This window comes from Streptomyces sp. LBL, from assembly GCF_029893585.1.
In the GTDB taxonomy this organism is placed as follows: Bacteria; Actinomycetota; Actinomycetes; order Streptomycetales; family Streptomycetaceae; genus Streptomyces.
This window is the reverse complement of the sequence record NZ_JARXYX010000013.1, coordinates 201,809-219,539: the sequence shown is the minus strand read 5'-3', so window position 1 is coordinate 219,539 and position 17,731 is coordinate 201,809. Positions and strand designations below refer to the sequence as shown.

13 protein-coding genes and 3 pseudogenes are annotated in these 17,731 nt (G+C 70.1%); 8 read left to right on the top strand and 8 right to left on the bottom strand.

Translation table 11 applies throughout. The features are described from left to right. Positions 1-93, bottom strand: a pseudogene (locus M2271_RS18280) (transposase); the annotation flags it as partial. 26 nt (positions 94-119) lie between these two features. On the opposite strand from M2271_RS18280, the gene M2271_RS18275 reads away from it, so the two are divergent. Together M2271_RS18275 and M2271_RS18270 are read left to right on the top strand one after the other, a co-directional pair. Next, positions 120-731, top strand: coding sequence for an MFS transporter (locus tag M2271_RS18275; RefSeq protein WP_280888310.1), 612 nt, complete (start codon positions 120-122; stop codon positions 729-731). Positions 732-1,065: 334 nt separating this feature from the next. Continuing rightward, positions 1,066-1,296, top strand: a pseudogene (locus M2271_RS18270) (rhomboid family intramembrane serine protease); the annotation flags it as partial. A gap of 34 nt (positions 1,297-1,330) precedes the next feature. On the opposite strand, the gene hemE reads toward M2271_RS18270, so the two are convergent. Continuing rightward, entirely contained in the window at positions 1,331-2,437 is a 1,107-nt protein-coding gene (hemE, locus tag M2271_RS18265; protein ID WP_280888304.1) for a uroporphyrinogen decarboxylase, read from the bottom strand. A gap of 107 nt (positions 2,438-2,544) precedes the next feature. On the opposite strand from hemE, the gene M2271_RS18260 reads away from it, so the two are divergent. The 6 genes and pseudogenes from M2271_RS18260 (at position 2,545) to M2271_RS18235 (ending at position 9,584) form a co-directional block, all read left to right on the top strand. After that, positions 2,545-3,222, top strand: coding sequence for a DUF3000 domain-containing protein (locus tag M2271_RS18260; RefSeq protein ID WP_280888303.1), 678 nt, complete (start codon positions 2,545-2,547; stop codon positions 3,220-3,222). A gap of 228 nt (positions 3,223-3,450) precedes the next feature. After that, positions 3,451-4,113 (top strand): response regulator transcription factor, encoded by a 663-nt coding sequence (locus M2271_RS18255; protein WP_280888302.1) that lies wholly within the window; start codon positions 3,451-3,453, stop codon positions 4,111-4,113. Positions 4,114-4,278: 165 nt separating this feature from the next. Next, positions 4,279-5,595, top strand: a complete 1,317-nt coding sequence (locus M2271_RS18250; protein WP_280888301.1) for a ribonuclease D — start codon at positions 4,279-4,281, stop codon at positions 5,593-5,595. Between the two features lie 405 nt (positions 5,596-6,000). Continuing rightward, a pseudogene (locus M2271_RS18245) lies at positions 6,001-6,114 on the top strand (LacI family transcriptional regulator); the annotation flags it as partial. 120 nt (positions 6,115-6,234) lie between these two features. Next, positions 6,235-7,461 carry an acetyl-CoA C-acyltransferase gene (locus tag M2271_RS18240; protein ID WP_280888300.1) on the top strand — a complete coding sequence of 409 codons (1,227 nt, stop codon included), beginning with the start codon at positions 6,235-6,237 and terminating at the stop codon, positions 7,459-7,461. Beyond that, positions 7,458-9,584: a 3-hydroxyacyl-CoA dehydrogenase NAD-binding domain-containing protein gene (locus M2271_RS18235; protein ID WP_280888299.1), complete on the top strand. Its 2,127-nt coding sequence runs from the start codon at positions 7,458-7,460 to the stop codon at positions 9,582-9,584. The genes M2271_RS18240 and M2271_RS18235 overlap by 4 nt, the downstream gene beginning before the upstream one ends. A 140-nt stretch (positions 9,585-9,724) precedes the next feature. On the opposite strand, the gene M2271_RS18230 is transcribed toward M2271_RS18235, so the two are convergent. The 6 genes from M2271_RS18230 to M2271_RS18205 all read right to left on the bottom strand — a co-directional run bounded on the left by M2271_RS18230 (position 9,725) and on the right by M2271_RS18205 (position 17,731). Continuing rightward, positions 9,725-10,741 (bottom strand): hypothetical protein, encoded by a 1,017-nt coding sequence (locus M2271_RS18230; protein ID WP_280888298.1) that lies wholly within the window; start codon positions 10,739-10,741, stop codon positions 9,725-9,727. A 52-nt stretch (positions 10,742-10,793) separates the two neighbouring features. Continuing rightward, positions 10,794-11,849: an NlpC/P60 family protein gene (locus M2271_RS18225; RefSeq protein ID WP_280888297.1), complete on the bottom strand. Its 1,056-nt coding sequence runs from the start codon at positions 11,847-11,849 to the stop codon at positions 10,794-10,796. A 36-nt stretch (positions 11,850-11,885) separates the two neighbouring features. Continuing rightward, a complete protein-coding gene (locus tag M2271_RS18220) occupies positions 11,886-12,368 on the bottom strand; it encodes a poly-gamma-glutamate biosynthesis protein PgsC/CapC (RefSeq protein WP_280888296.1) in 483 nt (160 codons plus the stop codon). Next, positions 12,365-13,972: a poly-gamma-glutamate synthase PgsB gene (gene pgsB / locus M2271_RS18215; protein WP_280888295.1), complete on the bottom strand. Its 1,608-nt coding sequence runs from the start codon at positions 13,970-13,972 to the stop codon at positions 12,365-12,367. The genes M2271_RS18220 and pgsB overlap by 4 nt, the downstream gene beginning before the upstream one ends. Positions 13,973-13,978: 6 nt before the next feature. After that, complete coding sequence (locus M2271_RS18210) at positions 13,979-16,237, bottom strand: HAMP domain-containing protein (protein ID WP_280888294.1); 2,259 nt, start codon at positions 16,235-16,237, stop codon at positions 13,979-13,981. Between the two features lie 276 nt (positions 16,238-16,513). Further along, complete coding sequence (locus tag M2271_RS18205) at positions 16,514-17,731, bottom strand: CapA family protein (protein WP_280888293.1); 1,218 nt, start codon at positions 17,729-17,731, stop codon at positions 16,514-16,516.

Genomic DNA, 17,731 nt, shown 5'->3' with positions numbered 1-17,731 from the left:
GGTCACGGCCATGACGACGTAGATCGGACGGTTCGCGACCTGGCCGTCGCGGATCTTCACGTTGATGGCGTCCACGAACAGGACCGGATAGACGCCTTGAATTCCACGCCCCGGCGGCCCTGTCACTCATCACCACGACGTTCACCAAAGGCGCTCAGCGCAACCGAGCGCTCGGCGTCTACGCCCTGGCCGGCGCCATCGGATACAGCGGCGGACTTATCGCCTCCGGGCTGCTGACCGAGGTCAGTTGGCGACTGGTGTTCTTCTTCCCGGTGCCGATCGCCCTGCTGGTCCTCGTCCTCGCGCCGTTGGTGCTGCCGAGAGTGGAGCGCTCGCACAGTACGGCCAGGGGCTTCGACGGAGCCAGCGCGGTCACGATCACCGCGGGAGTGCTACTGCTCGTGTACGCACTCACCGGGACCACCTGGCCGGCAAGAGCGGCGGCCGTCCTGCTTCTGGTCGCCTTCGTACTGATTGAGCGTCGGCAGCAGCTCCCGCTGGTCCCACTGCGTGTCTTTCGGTCGCGCAGTCTGGTCACCGCCGACCTTGCCGCGCTTGCCTGGGCCTGCGCCACCATCGGCTGGCAGTTCGCTGCCGTCCTGTACCTCCAACAGGTCCAGGACTTCGGGGCTTTGGCAACCGGCTTAGGCATCGTCCCCATGGGGCTGGCCATCGTCGTGACCGCCAACCGAATTCCTCGGGAGCAGGTCCTGCATTGGGAGCAGTGGTAATGGAGAACTGAGCTCCCATCGCCTGCGTCAGCACGGCTGTCGCCCGTGGAACGTCAGGCCCTGCTCCCAGTTCGCTCTCCGCCGTCCACCAGGCGGCGGGGAGCAGGCACAACCGACGCTGGGCGAGTCGATCCACTCGATTCGGCCTCACAAGGCGTCCGGAGCAGAAACGGGACCGCCACACGACGTAGAAACTACCCGCTCGTCACCTTGCGCGGCTGGTGTCTGAGCTAGGACTCCGGGGCCGGGACGAAACCCGTCGCAGACATGTCTGCCACGCAAAGCACCAGATCAGAGCGGATGACGAACCCCCGAGCTATACATAAGCCAGTGGCACGTGCGGTTCGCGCTCTTCTACGTCGTCTGCGGCTACGCGGCCTCGTACGGCTTCGCGCTGCTCAACGCCGACTCGTCCGACCCGCTGTTCGGCGCGTCGGGGGCGTTCGCGGGTGTCCTCGGCGCCTATCCGGTGCTGTATCCGAAGGCCAGGGTCTGGGTGCTGGTGCCGTTCCTGGTCTTCCTGCCGCTACGGCTGCCGGCCTGGCTGGTGCTGGGCTTCTGGTTCGGCAGGCGGGCGAGGCCCCGGCACACCTGGTGAGTCAGCGGGCGGTCCGGGTGTGGACGTACTCGACGAGGCGGGTCAGCGCGTCCGGGTCGGTGGACGGCATCACGCCGTGGCCGAGGTTGAAGATGTGGCCGTCCAGGCCGGCGGCCGCGTCGAGGACCTCGCGGGCCTTGGCCTCGACCGCCTCGGTGCCGGCGAACAGGACCGTAGGGTCGAGGTTGCCCTGGAGCGTCTTGCCGGGGCCGACGCGGCGGACGGCCTCGTCGAGCGGGACACGCCAGTCGACACCGACGACATCCGCGCCGGCCTCGCCCATCAGCTTGAGCAGTTCACCGGTGCCGACACCGAAGTGGATGCGCGGGACGCCGTACGACTCCACCTCGCGGAACACCTTCGCCGAGGCGGGCAGCACCGAGCGGCGGTAGTCCGCGGGGGCGAGCGCGCCGGCCCACGAGTCGAACAGCTGGACCGCGCTCGCACCCGCCTCGATCTGGACCTTCAGGAAGGCGGCGGTGATCTCGGCGAGACGGTCCAGCAGGTCGGCCCAGAGCTCGGGGTCGCCGTACATCATCGCCTTGGCGTTCTCGTACGTGCGCGAGGGACCGCCCTCGACGAGGTAGCTGGCGAGGGTGAACGGCGCGCCGGCGAACCCGATGAGGGGGGTGGCGCCGAGCTCGGCGGTCAGCAGGCCGATGGCCTCGGTGACGTAGGAGACGTCCTCGGGGGTGAGGTCACGGAGCTGGGCCAGGTCGGCGCGGGTGCGGATCGGGCGCTCGACGACCGGGCCGACACCGGGCTTGATGTCGAGGCCGATACCGATGGCCTTGAGCGGGACGACGATGTCGCTGTAGTAGATCGCCGCGTCCACGTCGTGCCGGCGCACGGGCTGGAGCGTGATCTCGGTGACCAGCTCGGGCCGCGTGCAGGACTCGAGCATCGGGATGCCCTCGCGGACCTTGCGGTACTCCGGCAGCGAGCGCCCGGCCTGCCGCATGAACCACACGGGGGTGTGCGGCACGGGTTCGCGCCTGCAGGCCTTGAGGAAGGCGGAATCCTTGACTGCGTCGACTGCGTCGACTGCCTCGGATGTGGCTGACGGCTGCGCTGGCCGCGGGCGCGCGGGGCTCTCGTTGGCACTCACCCGGCAAGTCTCGCACGGCCCCGAAGTCGGGTCCGACGGCAACCCCGACGTCCGGGGCAGGGTGTTCCTCCCTGCACGGAGCGCCCGTTCCCCTTAATCTTCCCCGCATGGCTGCGGCTCAGGGACGACTGTCGGACGGCACGGGCGGAATGGACGAGGCGAAGGACACCGAGGAGGGCGAAGGGCATGCGGACAGGTCGGCCCCCCTGCCCTTCCGGGCGGCCGTGGAGGCGCTGAGAGGCGCGCGGCTGCGGCCGCAGATCGAGGTGGAGCCGACCCGGGCACCACAGCGACTCGCTCCGCACGCGTACGCGCTGGAGGCCGCGGTCGTCGACGGCGACGAGGACCTCGCCGACGGCCGGCTGGTGCTGCTGCACGACCCGGACGGGCACGACGCCTGGCGGGGCACCTTCCGGCTGGTGACGCTGGTGCGCGCGGATCTGGAGCCCGAGATGGCCGCCGATCCGCTGCTCCCCGACGTCTGCTGGTCCTGGCTCACCGGGGCGCTCACCGCGCGCGGTCTGGCGTTCGGTGAGCCGAGCGGCACGGTCACCCGGGCCGGCTCCCACTACTTCGGCGGGCTGTCCGAACGCCCGGCCGCCTCACAGATCGAGATCCGGGCTTCCTGGACGCCCCGGGAGGGCCCGGGCGGGGTGCCGGACACGGCGGCGCACCTGGCGTCCTGGTGCGATCTGCTGGCCCAGGTCGCGGGCCTGCCGCCAGCCGGGCCGGGCGACGCGTCGGTGGTCACGCTGCCGCAGCGTCGGGGGCCGCAGTCACGCTGAGTCCTGACGACGGGCGCCGATCGTCGATCTTTTGGGAATCATTTTGTCGATACGGCCACTTTCGGCCGCGTATCGACTCAGAGCGAAACCGTTCGATCTTCGAGTGATCGATCGCGTGTCCGAATTGCGCAGATTGTTACTCACTAGATCGTGATCATTCTCTAAAGGCGAACGGGTTTAGTGCCGAAGACGACTGTGACCTGCCCCGTTCCCCACCCAGGAGGCCTGGTGTCCGTTCTCCTCGAGCAGCCCGCAAGCCTGGTCGCCTACCGCCCGAACAAGCCGACCGCCATGGTGGTCGTGGCCGACCCGCGCGTCCGCTCCACCGTCACCCGCCATCTGTGGGCGCTCGGTGTGCGCGACGTCATCGAGGCCTCGTCCGTCGCGGAGGCTCGTCCCCGCATCGGCAACCCCCGCGACATCTGCGTCGCCGAGGTCCACCTGCCCGACGGCTCCGGCCTCACCCTCCTGTCCGAGACCCGCGCCGCGGGCTGGCCCAACGGGCTCGCCCTGTCCGCCGCCGACGACATCGGCGCCGTACGCAACGCGCTCGCCGGCGGAGTCAAGGGTTACGTCGTCACCGGCACCCGTACCAACCTCGGGCTCCCCACCCGACCGGGAGCCGCCCCCATCGGCTCCGCCGCCGCCCGTATGCACCGCCGCCACCCGGGCGCCCCGAGCCACCCGGGCGGCTACCGCGAACTGTCCGGCCGTGAGGTCGAGGTGCTGAGACTGGTCGCGGAAGGCCAGTCGAACAAGGCGATCGGCGTCTCGATGGGCCTGTCCGCGCTGACCGTCAAGAGCCACCTCGCCCGTATCGCCCGCAAACTCGGCACGGGCGACCGCGCCGGGATGGTCGCGGTGGCTCTGCGGACGGGAATCATCCACTGACCCTGACCCTTCACAGACGTGAACCGGATCGCCGCGCTCCTCATCCACGTTCCCACCCGTCGTGAACCGGATCTTTCACCGAGCTGACTGGTTTACGACCCTCGGGCGCCCGCCGACGGAACGTTCCGTCGGCGGGCGCTGTCCATACCCGGATACCCTTGACATGTGACCGACGCCCGAGAAACCGCAGCAGACACTTCACTGCGAACCACCGGAGGCGCCCCTCCGGACGACGGCGGATCTTCTGAGACGGGGGCGCCGAACTCCGAGTCCGGCCCTGAACCGATCCCTTTGCTGGAACCCCGCGAGGGCATTCCGCCGGTGATCGCCGACGAGACGGCGCTGGCCGAGGTGATCGCCGCCTTCGCCGCCGGCTCCGGTCCCGTCGCCGTCGACGCCGAGCGCGCCTCCGGCTACCGCTACGGGCAGCGTGCCTATCTGGTGCAGCTGCGCCGCGAGGGCGCGGGCACCGCACTGATCGACCCCGTGGCCTGTCCCGACCTCTCGGGACTCGGCGAGGCGCTCTCCGGTGTGGAGTGGGTGCTGCACGCCGCCACCCAGGACCTCCCGTGTCTGCGGGAGATAGGCATGGTCCCCAACCGTCTGTTCGACACCGAACTGGCCGGCCGGCTCGCCGGGTTCCCCCGGGTGGGTCTCGGCGCGATGGTCGAGGGCGTGCTGGGCTTCGTGCTGGAGAAGGGCCACTCGGCCGTCGACTGGTCCACGCGCCCGCTGCCGGAGCCCTGGCTGCGCTATGCGGCGCTGGACGTGGAACTGCTCGTCGACCTGCGGGATGCGCTGGAGAAGGAGCTGGACCGGCAGGGCAAGCTGGAGTGGGCGCAGCAGGAGTTCGACGCGATCGCCTCGGCGCCGCCGCCGGAGCCGCGCAAGGATCCCTGGCGACGGACCTCCGGTATGCACAAGGTGCGGCGGCGACGACAGCTCGCGGTGGTGCGCGAGCTGTGGGAGACACGGGACGGGATCGCCCAGCGGCGGGACGTGTCGCCGGGCAAGGTGCTGTCCGACGCGGCCATCGTGGAGGCCGCCCTCTCCCTTCCGGCCACGGTGCAGGCGCTGGCCGCGTTGAACGGGTTCGGGCACCGGGCCGGGCGGCGGCAGCTGGAGCAGTGGCAGGCCGCCGTCGATCGGGCGAAGGCGCTGCCCGACGTGCAGTTGCCGCAGCCGGGACTGCAGGTGACGGGACCGCCGCCGCCGCGGGCCTGGGCCGACAAGGATCCCGCGGCCGCGGCCCGGCTGACGGCGGCGCGGGCGGCGGTGTCGGCGCTGGCCGAGCAGCTGAACATGCCGCAGGAGAACCTGGTCACGCCCGATACGGTGCGGCGGGTCTGCTGGGAGCCGCCCAACGTTGTCAACGCGGAATCGGTCGGCGCCGCGTTGACGGGGTACGGGGCCCGGTCCTGGCAGGTGGAGCAGGTGACGCCTGTTCTGGTGGCCGCTCTGGTGGCCGCGCTGCCCGCCTAGTGCCGCGGCAGGCAATGTCTGCCCGAGAAGGAGCGGCGTCATGGGGGTCCCCCCGCTCGAGCGCAGCCGAGAGTGGGGGAGCGTGCTATCGGCGTGCCGGGCGGAAGCCCTCGTACTGGATGTACTTGGGCTTTCGCCCGGTGCGGCGAGTGGGGGCACCTCCCACGCCCTTAAGGCAGTGGGGGAGCGTGCCAGGCGTCGCGACGGGGCGAACATTGCCTGTCGCTGCACTAGCTCCCAGCCGTCGCGCCGAACCGTCACTTGGGCGTCGCGCCGAACAGGCCCTCTGGCGTCGCGCCTGGTCGGCACGTGACCGTCGTCCGGGCGTCGCGACGGGCTTCGGGGACCGCGCAGGGGTCCTTGAGGCGGATCAGGGACGTCGGATTCAAGCCAAGATCCTCCGACGCGGACACGATCCGGACGCTGTTCGGGGTGATCGGCGGAGACGAACCGGGGTCGCGTCCCGTACCCGTCCGGCCGCTGACTCCACGAGGTTCGACCACACCTCCGAAAGTGTGACCTTCGCCGCTTGGGGCGGGGGGACTGTGCAGCTACATTACCCACAAGTAGCATGGGGTCTGAGCGCGCGCTCAGCGCATCGCAGCAGTGCAGATCCCGCACCCTGGAGGAGAGCCAATCGTGCCTCGTACCGTCAGGGATGTCGTCTTCGTCGACGGCGTCCGCACCCCGTTCGGCAAGGCGGGCCCGAAGGGCATCTACCACGAGACCCGGGCCGACGACCTCGTGGTGAAGGCGATCCGGGAGCTGCTGCGCCGCAACCCCGGACTCGACCCGAAGAAGATCGACGAGGTCGCCATCGCCGCGACCACGCAGATCGGCGACCAGGGCCTGACGCTGGGCCGCACGGCCGGCATCCTCGCCGGTCTCCCCCAGTCGGTCCCCGGCTACTCGATCGACCGTATGTGCGCCGGTGCGCTCACGGCCGTCACCACCACCGCGGGCTCCATCGCCTTCGGCGCCTACGACGCCGTCATCGCCGGTGGCGTGGAGCACATGGGCCGCCACCCCATGGGCGAGGGCGTCGACCCGAACCCCCGGTTCGTCAGCGAGAAGCTGGTCGACGAGTCCGCCCTGTTCATGGGCATGACCGCCGAGAACCTGCACGACCGCTACCCGCACATCACCAAGCAGCGCGCCGACGAGTACGCCGTGCGCTCGCAGGAGAAGGCGGCGAAGGCGTACGCGAACGGCAAGATCCAGGCCGACCTGGTCCCGATCTCCGTACGCCGTACCAGCGCCGAGGCCGGCGAGACGGGCTGGGGTCTGGTCACCGCCGACGAGCCGATGCGCCCGGGCACCACGCTGGAGAACCTGGCCGGTCTGAAGACCCCGTTCCGGGTGCACGGCCGGGTCACCGCCGGTAACGCGGCCGGTCTGAACGACGGTGCGACCGCCTCGATCATCGCGTCCGAGGACTTCGCCCGCGAGCACAACCTGCCGGTCAAGATGCGCCTGGTCTCCTACGCCTTCGCGGGCGTCGAGCCGGAGGTCATGGGCTACGGCCCGATCCCGGCCACCGAGAAGGCACTCGCCAAGGCGGGCCTGTCGATCGAGGACATCAACCTCTTCGAGATCAACGAGGCCTTCGCCGTCCAGGTCCTGGCCTTCCTCGACCACTACGGCATCGCGGACGACGACGCGCGCGTCAACCAGTACGGCGGCGCCATCGCGTACGGTCACCCGCTGGCTTCCTCCGGCGTCCGTCTGATGACGCAGCTGGCCCGCCAGTTCGAGGAGCAGCCGGAGGTCCGCTACGGCCTCACCACCATGTGCGTCGGCTTCGGCATGGGCGCCACGGTGATCTGGGAGAACCCGCACCACAAGGACGCCGGAGGCGACAAGTGAGCACCGCTGAACTCCTCAAGGGCGCGGCCGAGCTGTTCCCCGACGAGGTCGTCACCCAGGCGCACGTACGCCACTTCGATCTGCCCTTCGGCGCCGGGCGCTTCGCGCTCATCACGCTCGACAACGGCTTCGACCACACCAAGCCGACCACTTTCGGCCCGGCGTCGCTGGCGAACCTCGACACCGCCGTCGACCAGGTCGAGAAGGAGGCCGCGGCCGGCGAGATCGTCGGTGTCGGTGTCACCGGCAAGCCGTTCGTCTTCGCGGTCGGCGCCGACCTCAAGGGCGTCGAGCTGGTGAAGGAGCACAAGGACGCGCTGGCCAGCGGCAAGGGCGGCCACGAGGTCTTCAAGCGCCTCGCGGCTCTCACGGTCCCGACCTTCGCGTACTACAACGGCGCGGCGATGGGCGGTGGCGTCGAGGTCGGTCTGCACTGCGAGTACCGCACGGTGTCGAAGGCGATCGCGGCCTTCTCGCTCCCTGAGGTCTTCCTCGGCCTGGTCCCCGGCTGGGGCGGCTGCACGCTGCTGCCGAACCTGATCGGTGCGGACAAGGCCGTCTCGGTGATCATCGAGAACTCGCTCAACCAGAACAAGCAGCTCAAGGGGCAGCAGGTCTTCGACCTCGGCATCGCCGACGCTCTCTTCGAGGGCGCCGACTTCCTGGAGCAGTCGCTGCTGTGGACCGCCCAGGTACTGAAGGGCGACATCGCGGTCGAGCGTCCGGCGATCGACCGCGGCGAGGCCTGGGACCAGGCCGTCGCCAAGGGCCGGTTCATCGCGGACAGCAAGGTGCACGGGGCCGCCCCGGCCGCCTACCGCGCCCTCGACATCATCGCCGCCGCCAAGAACGGCGACCTGCAGCAGGGTTACGACGCCGAGGACAAGGCGCTCGCCGACCTGGTCATGAGCGGTGAACTGCGCGCCGGCATCTACGCGTTCAACCTGGTGCAGAAGCGCGGCAAGCGTCCGGCGGGCGCCCCGGACAAGAACCTGGCGCGTCCGGTCACCAAGGTCGGTGTCGTCGGCGCCGGTCTGATGGCCTCCCAGCTCGCGCTGCTCTTCCTGCGCCGCCTGGAGGTGCCGGTCGTGCTGACCGACATCGACCAGGAGCGCGTCGACAAGGGCGTGGGTTACGTCCACGCGGAGATCGAGAAGCTGCTCGGCAAGGGCCGGATCAACCAGGACAAGGCCAACCGCCTCAAGGCGCTGGTGACCGGTGTGCTGGACAAGGCCGAGGGCTTCGCGGACGCGGACTTCATCATCGAGGCCGTGTTCGAGGAGATCGGCGTCAAGCAGCAGGTGTTCGCGGAGGTCGAGGCGGTCGCCCCGGCGCACGCGATCCTCGCCACCAACACCTCGTCCCTGTCCGTCTCCGAGATGGCGTCGAAGCTGAAGAACCCCGAGCGGGTCGTGGGCTTCCACTTCTTCAACCCGGTCGCGATCCTGCCGCTGCTGGAGATCGTCCGCGGCGAGCAGACCGACGACGCCTCGCTGGCCACGGCGTTCGCCGTCGCCAAGAAGCTGAAGAAGACCGCGGTTCTGGTGAAGGACGCCCCGGCGTTCGTCGTCAACCGCATCCTGACCCGCTTCCTGGGCGAGATCCAGAACGTCATCGACGAGGGCACCCCCGTCGAGGTCGCCGAGAAGGCCGTCACTCCGCTCGGTCTGCCGATGTCCCCGCTGGTGCTCCTGGAGTTGGTCGGTCCCGCGATCGGCCTGCACGTCTCCGAGACCCTCAACCGGGCCTTCCCGGACCGCTTCACGGTCTCCCCGAACCTCGCGGCCGTCGTCAAGGCGGGCAAGCGCGGCTTCTACGTCTACGACAGCGGCAAGCCGGAGTTGGACCCGGAGGTCGCCGCGCTGCTCAAGCAGGGCGACACCGTCCTGACCGAGGAGCAGGTCCGCGAACGCGTCCTGGACGCGGTGGCGCAGGAGATCGGGCTCATGCTCGACGAGGGCGTCGTCGCGGAGGCCCAGGACATCGACCTCTGCCTGATCACCGGTGCGGGCTGGCCCTTCCACCTGGGCGGCATCACGCCGTACCTGGACCGCGAGGGTGTCTCCGAGCGGGTGAACGGCAAGCAGTTCCTGGCTCCGGGCGTGGCGTCGGTTCCCGCGTGACAGCACCTGCGTGAAGAGGGCCTCCGCCTTTGTGGCGGAGGCCCTCTGCCACTGCGCGACCGGTGGAGGACTCCCCGAGCAGCGGTTGGCGGCCCGGGATGCCTGACCCCCTCGCCGAAGAAGCCGGGGCCACCGCCGGGTCAGACCCTCTCCCACGCCGTCAGCGCAAGGCCCGGCTCGTTCTTGCGGCGGGTGAGGAGCAACTGCCCGTTCGCCGGGGCGAGGGTGGCCGCGACCACCCGATTGTCCTCGTCCACGGCCAGCGACACCTCGGCGTCCGCGGGGAGTTGGGGCCCCGACTCGGTCCACCAGGCGCCGGCCGACTCCTGCTCGGTGGGGTACGCGGCGAAGGCGACCCGGCCACTGGCGGAACGCTGGGCGAGCAACGTGCAGTCGTGGCCGTCGAGTTCGCAGCGCACGGCGGAGACCGGGCCGGAACCGGTGGACGCAAGCAGGGTGGCCGGCTTGCTTCCGGGGCGCCAGGCGCACAGGTCGCCGGAGGTGTCGGTGAAGAAGAGTGTGCTGCTCTCCGCGGAAGTAGCGAGGGCGCGCAGGGTGCCGGGGCGGACCGGGGCGTCGATCGCCTCCGCCAGGACCGGCACGGCGCCCGCCCCCTCCTGCCGCCAGTGCAGGATCCGGCCGGGAGCGGCCGCGTACAGCTCGACGCGTCCGGACTCCCCCGTCACGGCCGCCAACTCCTCCTGTACGTCACGCCCCTTCAGGTCACGCCAGGGGCCCCAGCCGCCCTTCTCCTTCTGGCCGAGCATGCTCACCCCGCCGCTTTTGTCGCGGACGAAGACATGGGCGCGGCCCTGCGCGTCGACCGCGACGGCGGGCGTACCGGTGCGGTCGCCGGTCCTGTCGGGGTGACCGATCGGGGTCCAGTCGAGGGCCGCGAGCCGGGGCCGGAAGTGGGTGGAGTGCACCAGGCCGGACTCGCCGGGTCTGGTGGGCCGCCAGGCGATCAGATGGGCGTAACCGTCGGCCCCCTGCCCGACCGCGAGCACCGGGTGAAGCTTCTGCTCGCCACCCACCTGGCGGGGAGCCTGCCACGGGCCGTCGGGGCCGCGCTCGACCCGGCACAGGACGGCGTCGCCCACGGGCAGATACACACTGAGCCGGCCGTCGCGGCCGCGTAGGAGCCAGTCGCCGTTCACCGGTTCACTGTAAGCCGCGGCGGCGCCCGGCCGCCGCCCTGCCCCTACCTGGTCACAGCCGTTTGGCGCTGCGGAACAGCTCGGCGTAGAAGCCGTTGCCGTCGATGCGGGAGACACCGCCCGCGTCCCCCATCGTGGGGCCGTTCTGCTCCTTGCGGCTGGAGACGAAGACCTTGTGGCCCTCGGTGTCCAGTCCCAGGTAGATGGCGGCGTGGTCGAGGTGGTCGGCGGTGCGGTGGTCCATCTTGAAGAACAGCAGGTCGCCCGGCTGGAGCAGGTCCGTGTTCTTCGGCCTGGTGTACCAGGGGGCGGGGCCCTGGAGCTTGATGATGTCGACGCCGGTCTTGGAGCGGGCCATGCCGTTGGCCGAGCGGGGCAGGCCGTCACCGCTGGAGTTGGTGGCCATCAGCGGGTAGCGGGAGCGGTATCCCCACACCATCCGCAGGAAGCCGGAACAGTCCAGTGCGCGGTAGCGCTCCTTGCGCGGGGACAGCACGGTGCCGTTGCGGAAGGTGTACGGGATGCCGAGGTAGTCGTAGAAGTCGTTCTGCTCCAGACGGTCCACGCCGTCCGCCTTGAACGGGCCGAACACCGCGTCACCGGCGTACGGCACGCCCGCGGAGTCCTTCTTCTCCGGTGCGCCCTGCACGTACTGGAAGGCGATCGCGAAGATGTCGTCCTCCTGGCTGCCGTAGTACTTCTTGAACCAGTCCTTGAACCACTGCTGGTTCTCAGCGCCCTTGACCCAGGGCTCCGGCAACAGCCGGACCCAGTCGTCGGTGACCACCTTGGTGCTGGTGTTGGCCGGTTCGCCGAAGGTCCGCGAGGGGCCCTTGAGGGTGGCGGTACGGGCGCCGTCGGTGAAGGTTGCGACGACCGCGCCCTTGCCGTCGCGCAGCACCGACCGCGTCGGGTCGTTCAGCCGCTCCCAGGTCTGCTTGCCGGTCGCCTTGCCGGAGCTCTGCAGGGCGTTGTCGGTGACCGTCTGGGCGGCTGGGACCCCGGCCTGATCGTCCTTGCGCAGTTCGTAGGTGAAGTAGGCGCTGCCCGCGAGCAGCGACAGCACCGTCACCGCGTGGACGACGGGGCGGCCTTTGCGTTTCGGCATGGTGAGGGCTCCAGGATGACGTCGGGAACGTGAGGCTCAGGCGGACGGCAGAGCGCCCAGCAGGATGCCGGCGGTCAGCACCACATAGGTGGCGACGGTGACCGATCCGACGGACAGCAGCGTCGCGCCCTTGGGCTGGCGGACCAGTTGGTATCCGATGAGGCCCGGGACGATGAACCCGAGCGTCTGGTTGGCGTACAGCAGCGGGAACTCCATCTGCAGCACGATGATCACGGTGCCCTGGATGAGCACGCCGCTGAGTACGACGGCCGCGAACAGCCGCTTTCCGTACAGGATCACGAACTTCTGCATCAGCAGCGTGGTGACGTACGTCAGCACGGTCACGCCGACCACCAGGGCCGCTCGTTGCAGGTCCTCGATGAGGGTGAGCGCGAGCCAGCCCGGCGTGATCATGCCGCCCGGCGACAGGTTGGTCGCCAGATAGCACATCAGGGAGAACATCAGGCCCAGGCCGATGCCGATCGCGGCGATCTCGGGGGTGAGGACGGAGGGGGTCAACGCTGTTCTCCTGGGCTGTGCCACTGCTGGCTGTCGTCGGCGGGGGGCTGGGGAGGAATGCGGGCCTCGAAAAGCCCGCGGGGCGGGGCCTGTCCGGTCGGCGGTCCGGTGTCCGGGCGCTGCGCGGCGGAGGCGGGTCCGTCACCGTGGTACTGCTGCGTCCAGGCGTCGTCCGGGTACGTCACGCCGTGTCCCGCCTGGCCCATCGACTCCTGGTACGGGTACGGGTTTGCGGCGTCTTGATGCCCGGGGGGCCCCGAGACGTACGGCTGCTGCGCGTAGCGCGACTCGTACGCCTCCGGGTAACGCTGGTAGGGGTCGATGCGGGGCGCGTACAGCTGCATGGTCTCCACGTGCTCGACCACGGCGGGCTCCGCCCCGGATCGGCCGGCCGGGGCCGCGGCCACCGGCTCGTCGGCGCTCTCGTCCGCGGGGAGTTCGGCGAGGTGCTCCAGCAGGATCTCGCCCTGGCCGTGGATGTTGCCGATCGCGACCAGCGAGGAGTCCGGGTCGAGCGTCTGAAGCATCCGGGCCATGAACTCCTCGGGATCCCGCTTGTCGCCGCCGAGGTCGACGGCGCGCGAGCGGAACTCGGCGGGGATGGCGTCAATGGCGGACTTGGCCGGGTTGCCGATGACGAAGACGTGCTCGGGGTCGAGGCCGGGGATGATCTCGCCCATCTGACCGTTGCGTTCGACGCGGTCGGGGCGACAGTTGATGACCACGTTGAGCGGGCGGTGGATGGCGCCGAGGTCGAGCAGCTGGTTGATGTTCATCAGCGTCGACTCGGGGTCGTTGGCCGCGAAGACGTTGGCGAAGCGCAGCTTCTTCCCCTCGGGCGTCAGATAGCGCTCGACGGAGAGGACACCCGGGTCCGGCGGCGCCTCGTACATGCCCTTCAGCGCCGTCTCCCGGTCCAGACCGAGGAGTTCGGCGACGGCCAGCGCGATGGCGACGTTCTCCTTGAAGGTGAACCAGCTGAAGCCGCGCAGCTCCTCGTCGCTGACCGTCTCCGGGTCGGCGTAGACGAGCCGGCAGTTCCGGGCGTCCGCCTCCTCCTGGAGGATGTGGAAGCGCTCCTGCTCCGCAGTGACACAGATACCGTCCTCCGGCATCGAGCGGCACAGCGAGCGCGCCACGTCGTCCAGGGTGGGGCCCATCTCGGCGAGGTGGTCCTCGCGGACGTTGCAGAGCACGCCGATCGTGGAACGGATCAGCTTGGACTGGTTGATCTCCTGCAGGGCCGGCATGACGGCCATGCACTCGATGACGAGCGCGTCCGGCTGGTATGCGGCGGCGCGCCGGACGATGCCGATCTGCTCGACGACGTTGGCGATGCCGAACTTTCGGTAGACGGGCTCCTCGGTGGCGTCCGGGTGGATGAACCGGGCCGCGGTGCCGGTGGTCTTGGCGACGGTGACCAACCCACCGCCGCGCAGGGCGCCCGCGCACAGCCGGGTGATGGACGACTTGCCGCGAATGCCGTTGATCAGGACCCGGGTGGGTATGTGGTCCAGGTTGGTGAAGTGCCTGCGCTGCTCCACGACGCCCGCGACGAGCAGGATCGCGCAGCACACCAGCAGCACGGTGTAGAGGAAGAGCACGGGCGATCAGTTCCTTGTGTACTGCTGCGGCGCGGACGCCTGGGGCGGGGTACGGCGGGGCGGCTGCCGACGCTGGTCCTGCAACTGCTGCCGGATGAGTTCCAGGGAGCGGGTGACGGCGCCGACCTCGTCATGGTGCTGCGGGAACAGCACGGTCTTGCGGTCGCCGTCGGCCAGCGCCTCCGCACGGCCGGCGAGCGAGCGCAGTGGCCGGGCCACCACGATGTGCAGCCAGGCGAGGCAGCCGACGGCCGCGGCGGCGCCGAGCAGTCCGGCGAGCACGGTGCGGTTCTGGCTGTCGTACTCGGGGATGGCGAGCCGGTTGGCGGGCTGCCAGCTGACCACGCTCCAGTCGAGGGCCTCGGCGGGGCCGCTGCCGGCGAACGGGGCCGCGGCGGCGATCCGTACGCCGTGCTCGCGGTAGAGCACCCCGTTCGCGACGGCCTTCTTGCCGAGCCGCTGACCGCTGGCGGCGACCAGGTCCTTCAGGTGGTCGTCGGGCAGCGACTGGAAGGCGAGGAAGCCGGTGTTGCCGGCGATGACCTTGCTCTGGTCGTCGACGAGGCGGACCACGCCCAGACCCGGCCGGGTCAGCAGCGCGTTCAGGAACTCGACGCGGAACTCGCCGACGAGTTGGGTGCCGTCCCCTCCGGGGATCTCGGCGTTGGCGACGACGACGGGCTCCTTGCCGTTGCGGCCCAGCAGCCGGATCGGGGTGTCGGAGACCCGGTGGGAGCGGATCATCTTGGGTTCCTTGCCCTCGCGGACCAGGATCTCGCCGGAGGATTCGACGACGTAGAGGGAGCGGTAGCGCTGGTTCTCTTCGAGGGTGCGTTCCAGCACCTTCTCCATGGCGTCGGGTGCGGTGCGGTTGCCGATGAGGGAGCCGACCGAGTCCAGGTCGGCACTGCCCTCGTTGAGCGCGCGCCGCACCCGGTCGCTGAGCGTGTCGGTACGTTCGCGCTGGTCGCTGACGAGCTGCTGCGGTACGACGGCGGTGCCGTCGGCGCGGTTGACCAGCAGCATCAGCGGCACCGACCAGGCCAGCAGCAGCACCGCGCAGACGGCCAGCAGGGCCCGGGTGCCCACCCGGCGCAGTCCGCGCGGACGCGGAGCCTGGCCGGTGGCGTCGACGCTCTCCCCGAGCAGTTGGCGGCGCAGCCGCTCCAAGGCGTGGCCGAGGCGATGCGCCTCGCCGTAGCGGGGGACGGGGAAGGGCCGGGTCAGGTCGCCGCGGGTGAGCCGGCGGGACTCCAGAAACAGCCGGATCAGCGGGCGCTGCACGGTTCCCAGCAGCACCGCCACCGCGATGGAGCCGATGATGAGGAGGGCTCCGCCCGCCAGCACACCGAACACCAGGGAGTGGGTGCGGGTGGGGTCCTCGATCACCTTGACCATGGCCACCACGGACAGGCCGAGCCCGGAGGCGGTGGTGGTCTGCCCGGGGGCGGGCGCGGCCAGCGTGGCGTATCCGGCGACAGACCGGTCGCTGAGCACGCGCCCGCCGACCGCACTGCCGCTGACGCCCTGGTAGCCGCCCATGCCGGGCTCCTTGCTGCTGCGCGGGTCCTGCCGGGCCTTGCGGGCTGAGAGCTGGGCGAAGGCCTTCAACTGCTTTCGGGAGGTCTTGATCTCCTCGCGGTCGGTGCTGGTGCGCACCTGCTCGGGCTCGGGGATGCCGTCGCTGCTGAGGATCGCGCCGTCCCCGTCGACCACGGCGATGGACCGGAACTGGCCGATGCTGATGCCGGGGAACGTCAGGTTGCTGGACGCCACGAGCAGCAACTGCGGTTCGCCCGGCCAGGACAGCAGCGCGAGGGACAGCAGCCGCGTCTCGCCGTTCTTCAACCGGACCATGCGCGGCGCGAGGCCGCCCTCGTCGCCCAGGCCGGAGGTTCTCACCGAGGTCAGCGGCACGGTCTCGCCGCGGGCCGCGACCAGCTTGCCCGTGCCGACCTCGACGACGGCGGTGCCCGTCCACTTCTGGTAGGTGCTGCCGAGCTTGTCGAGGACGGCGTCGCCGGAGACCGCCCGGCCGGCACTGAACAGCCCGGCGGACCGGGTGAGGTCGGTGACGGACTCGTCGATGGAGGCGCGCAGTGCGGTCGCGCCGTCCTCCGCGAAGTGCTGCTGGGAGGTCAACACCGCCTTCGGCACCCCGGCGTTGTCGACGCGGCCCAGCACGAGTGCCGTGATGCCGGCGAGCGACAGCAGCAGCACCGAGAGGACCGCGATCGGCGGGCGGATGCCTCCGATCAGCGACATGTCGGCTCGTCGGCGGGCTCGGTGCTGCCGCGACGGGGGCGGTGACGCCAAGGGAGGGTCCTCTCAGGGCATGCGGGTGGTCGGTCCGCACGAGACGCAGGGCTGTTTCGCATGTGTGTATCTGGCAGACACAGTTTGTTTCTCACGTGTATCCGCAGCACTCAGACGGTCAATAGTCCTGCAAGGTTGTCCAGTTACAGATGTGAGCTGCGCAACAGTCGCGTTTATGCGGTCAGGAGTGGGTAGACGTGCGCCTCGCGCGGGCCTTCGCCGCTGTCAGGGCAACGGGGTCAGCGGCTTCAGTCCGTCCTTGGCCGCGCCGCGGTTGTTCAGGGTGCCCTCGGTGCGCTCGAAGGCGAGTCGCAGTCGGGACTTCTGACGGTCCGTGAGACCGTCGTCGTCCTGGAGCGCGGCCGGCACGTCCAGCAGACGGTAGTCCCGGGCGTCGTCCTCGGTGTAGGCCGCCTTGCCGCCGTCCGTGGCGTTCACCGCGTCCGGCGGGATCTGCAGCATGGTCGGCTCGAAGCTCGGCTGGATGTCCCAGTGGCCCTTGCCGCGCTCGGTGAACTTGAACCAGGCGGTCAGGCCCTCCTCGGTCAGGCCCGTCGGCTGCGCGTGCCGGGCGATCTGGTTGCCCATGCCGTACGCGACCCAGAGCCCGTCGACCTTCTCCATCGGCTGCACGACATGCGCGTGGCAGCCGATGACGAGGTTGATGCCGGTGCGCCGGGCGAGCTGCCGGGCGAAGGAGATCTGCGCGGCGGTGGGGGTCGGCTGGTGCTCGTGACCCCAGTGGATGGAGAGGATCACCACTTCGGCGCCGGCCTTGCGGGCGCGCTGCTCGGCGGCCTTGATCCCGGCGAGGCTCTGCTGGTTGGCGAGCCAGGGCTTGTCCTTCGGCATCGTGTGCGGCTCGTTGAAGCCGTACGCGAACGATATCTGCGCGACCTTCACGCCCTTGACGTTCATGATCAGCGGGGTGAGCGACTCCTTCTCCGTGCGGAAGGAGCCCGTGTGCTTCACATCGGCGGCGTCCAGCGCGTCCAGGGTTCGCTTCACGCCCGTGTATCCGTGGTCCAGCGTGTGGTTGGAGGCGGTGGAGCAGGTGTCGTAGCCGACGTCCTTGACCGTCTTCGCGACCTGCGGGGGCACCTGGAAGTCCGGGAAGCCCTCGAACGGGCCCGTTGCCGTGCCCACCACCGGTTCGAAGTGACAGATCCCCAGGTCCGCCTTGCTGATCAGCGGCTTGATCCCGGCCATCATCGGCCCGAAGTCCAGCCCGTCCACGCCCTTGCCGGTGCGCTTGGCGTCCTTGCGGGCCTGGTCGATCAACTCGGGATGCATCAGGATGTCCCCGGTCGCCGCGACGGTGAAGGAACGTCCGCCACCCTGGTCGCCCCCCTCGTCCGGGACAAGGCCGCAGCCGGCGACGGCGGCGACGAGGAGAAGCGGGCTCAGCAGGGTCAACAGGGTGCGGCTACGGCATATTTTCAC

Coding starts and splice junctions, on each gene's coding strand:
- M2271_RS18260 (WP_280888303.1), top strand. CDS start 2,545: ATGGCTGCGGCTCAGGGACGACTGTCGGACGGCACGGGCGGAATGGAC.
- M2271_RS18225 (WP_280888297.1), bottom strand. CDS start 11,849: ATGCCGAAACGCAAAGGCCGCCCCGTCGTCCACGCGGTGACGGTGCTG.
- M2271_RS18210 (WP_280888294.1), bottom strand. CDS start 16,237: ATGTCGCTGATCGGAGGCATCCGCCCGCCGATCGCGGTCCTCTCGGTG.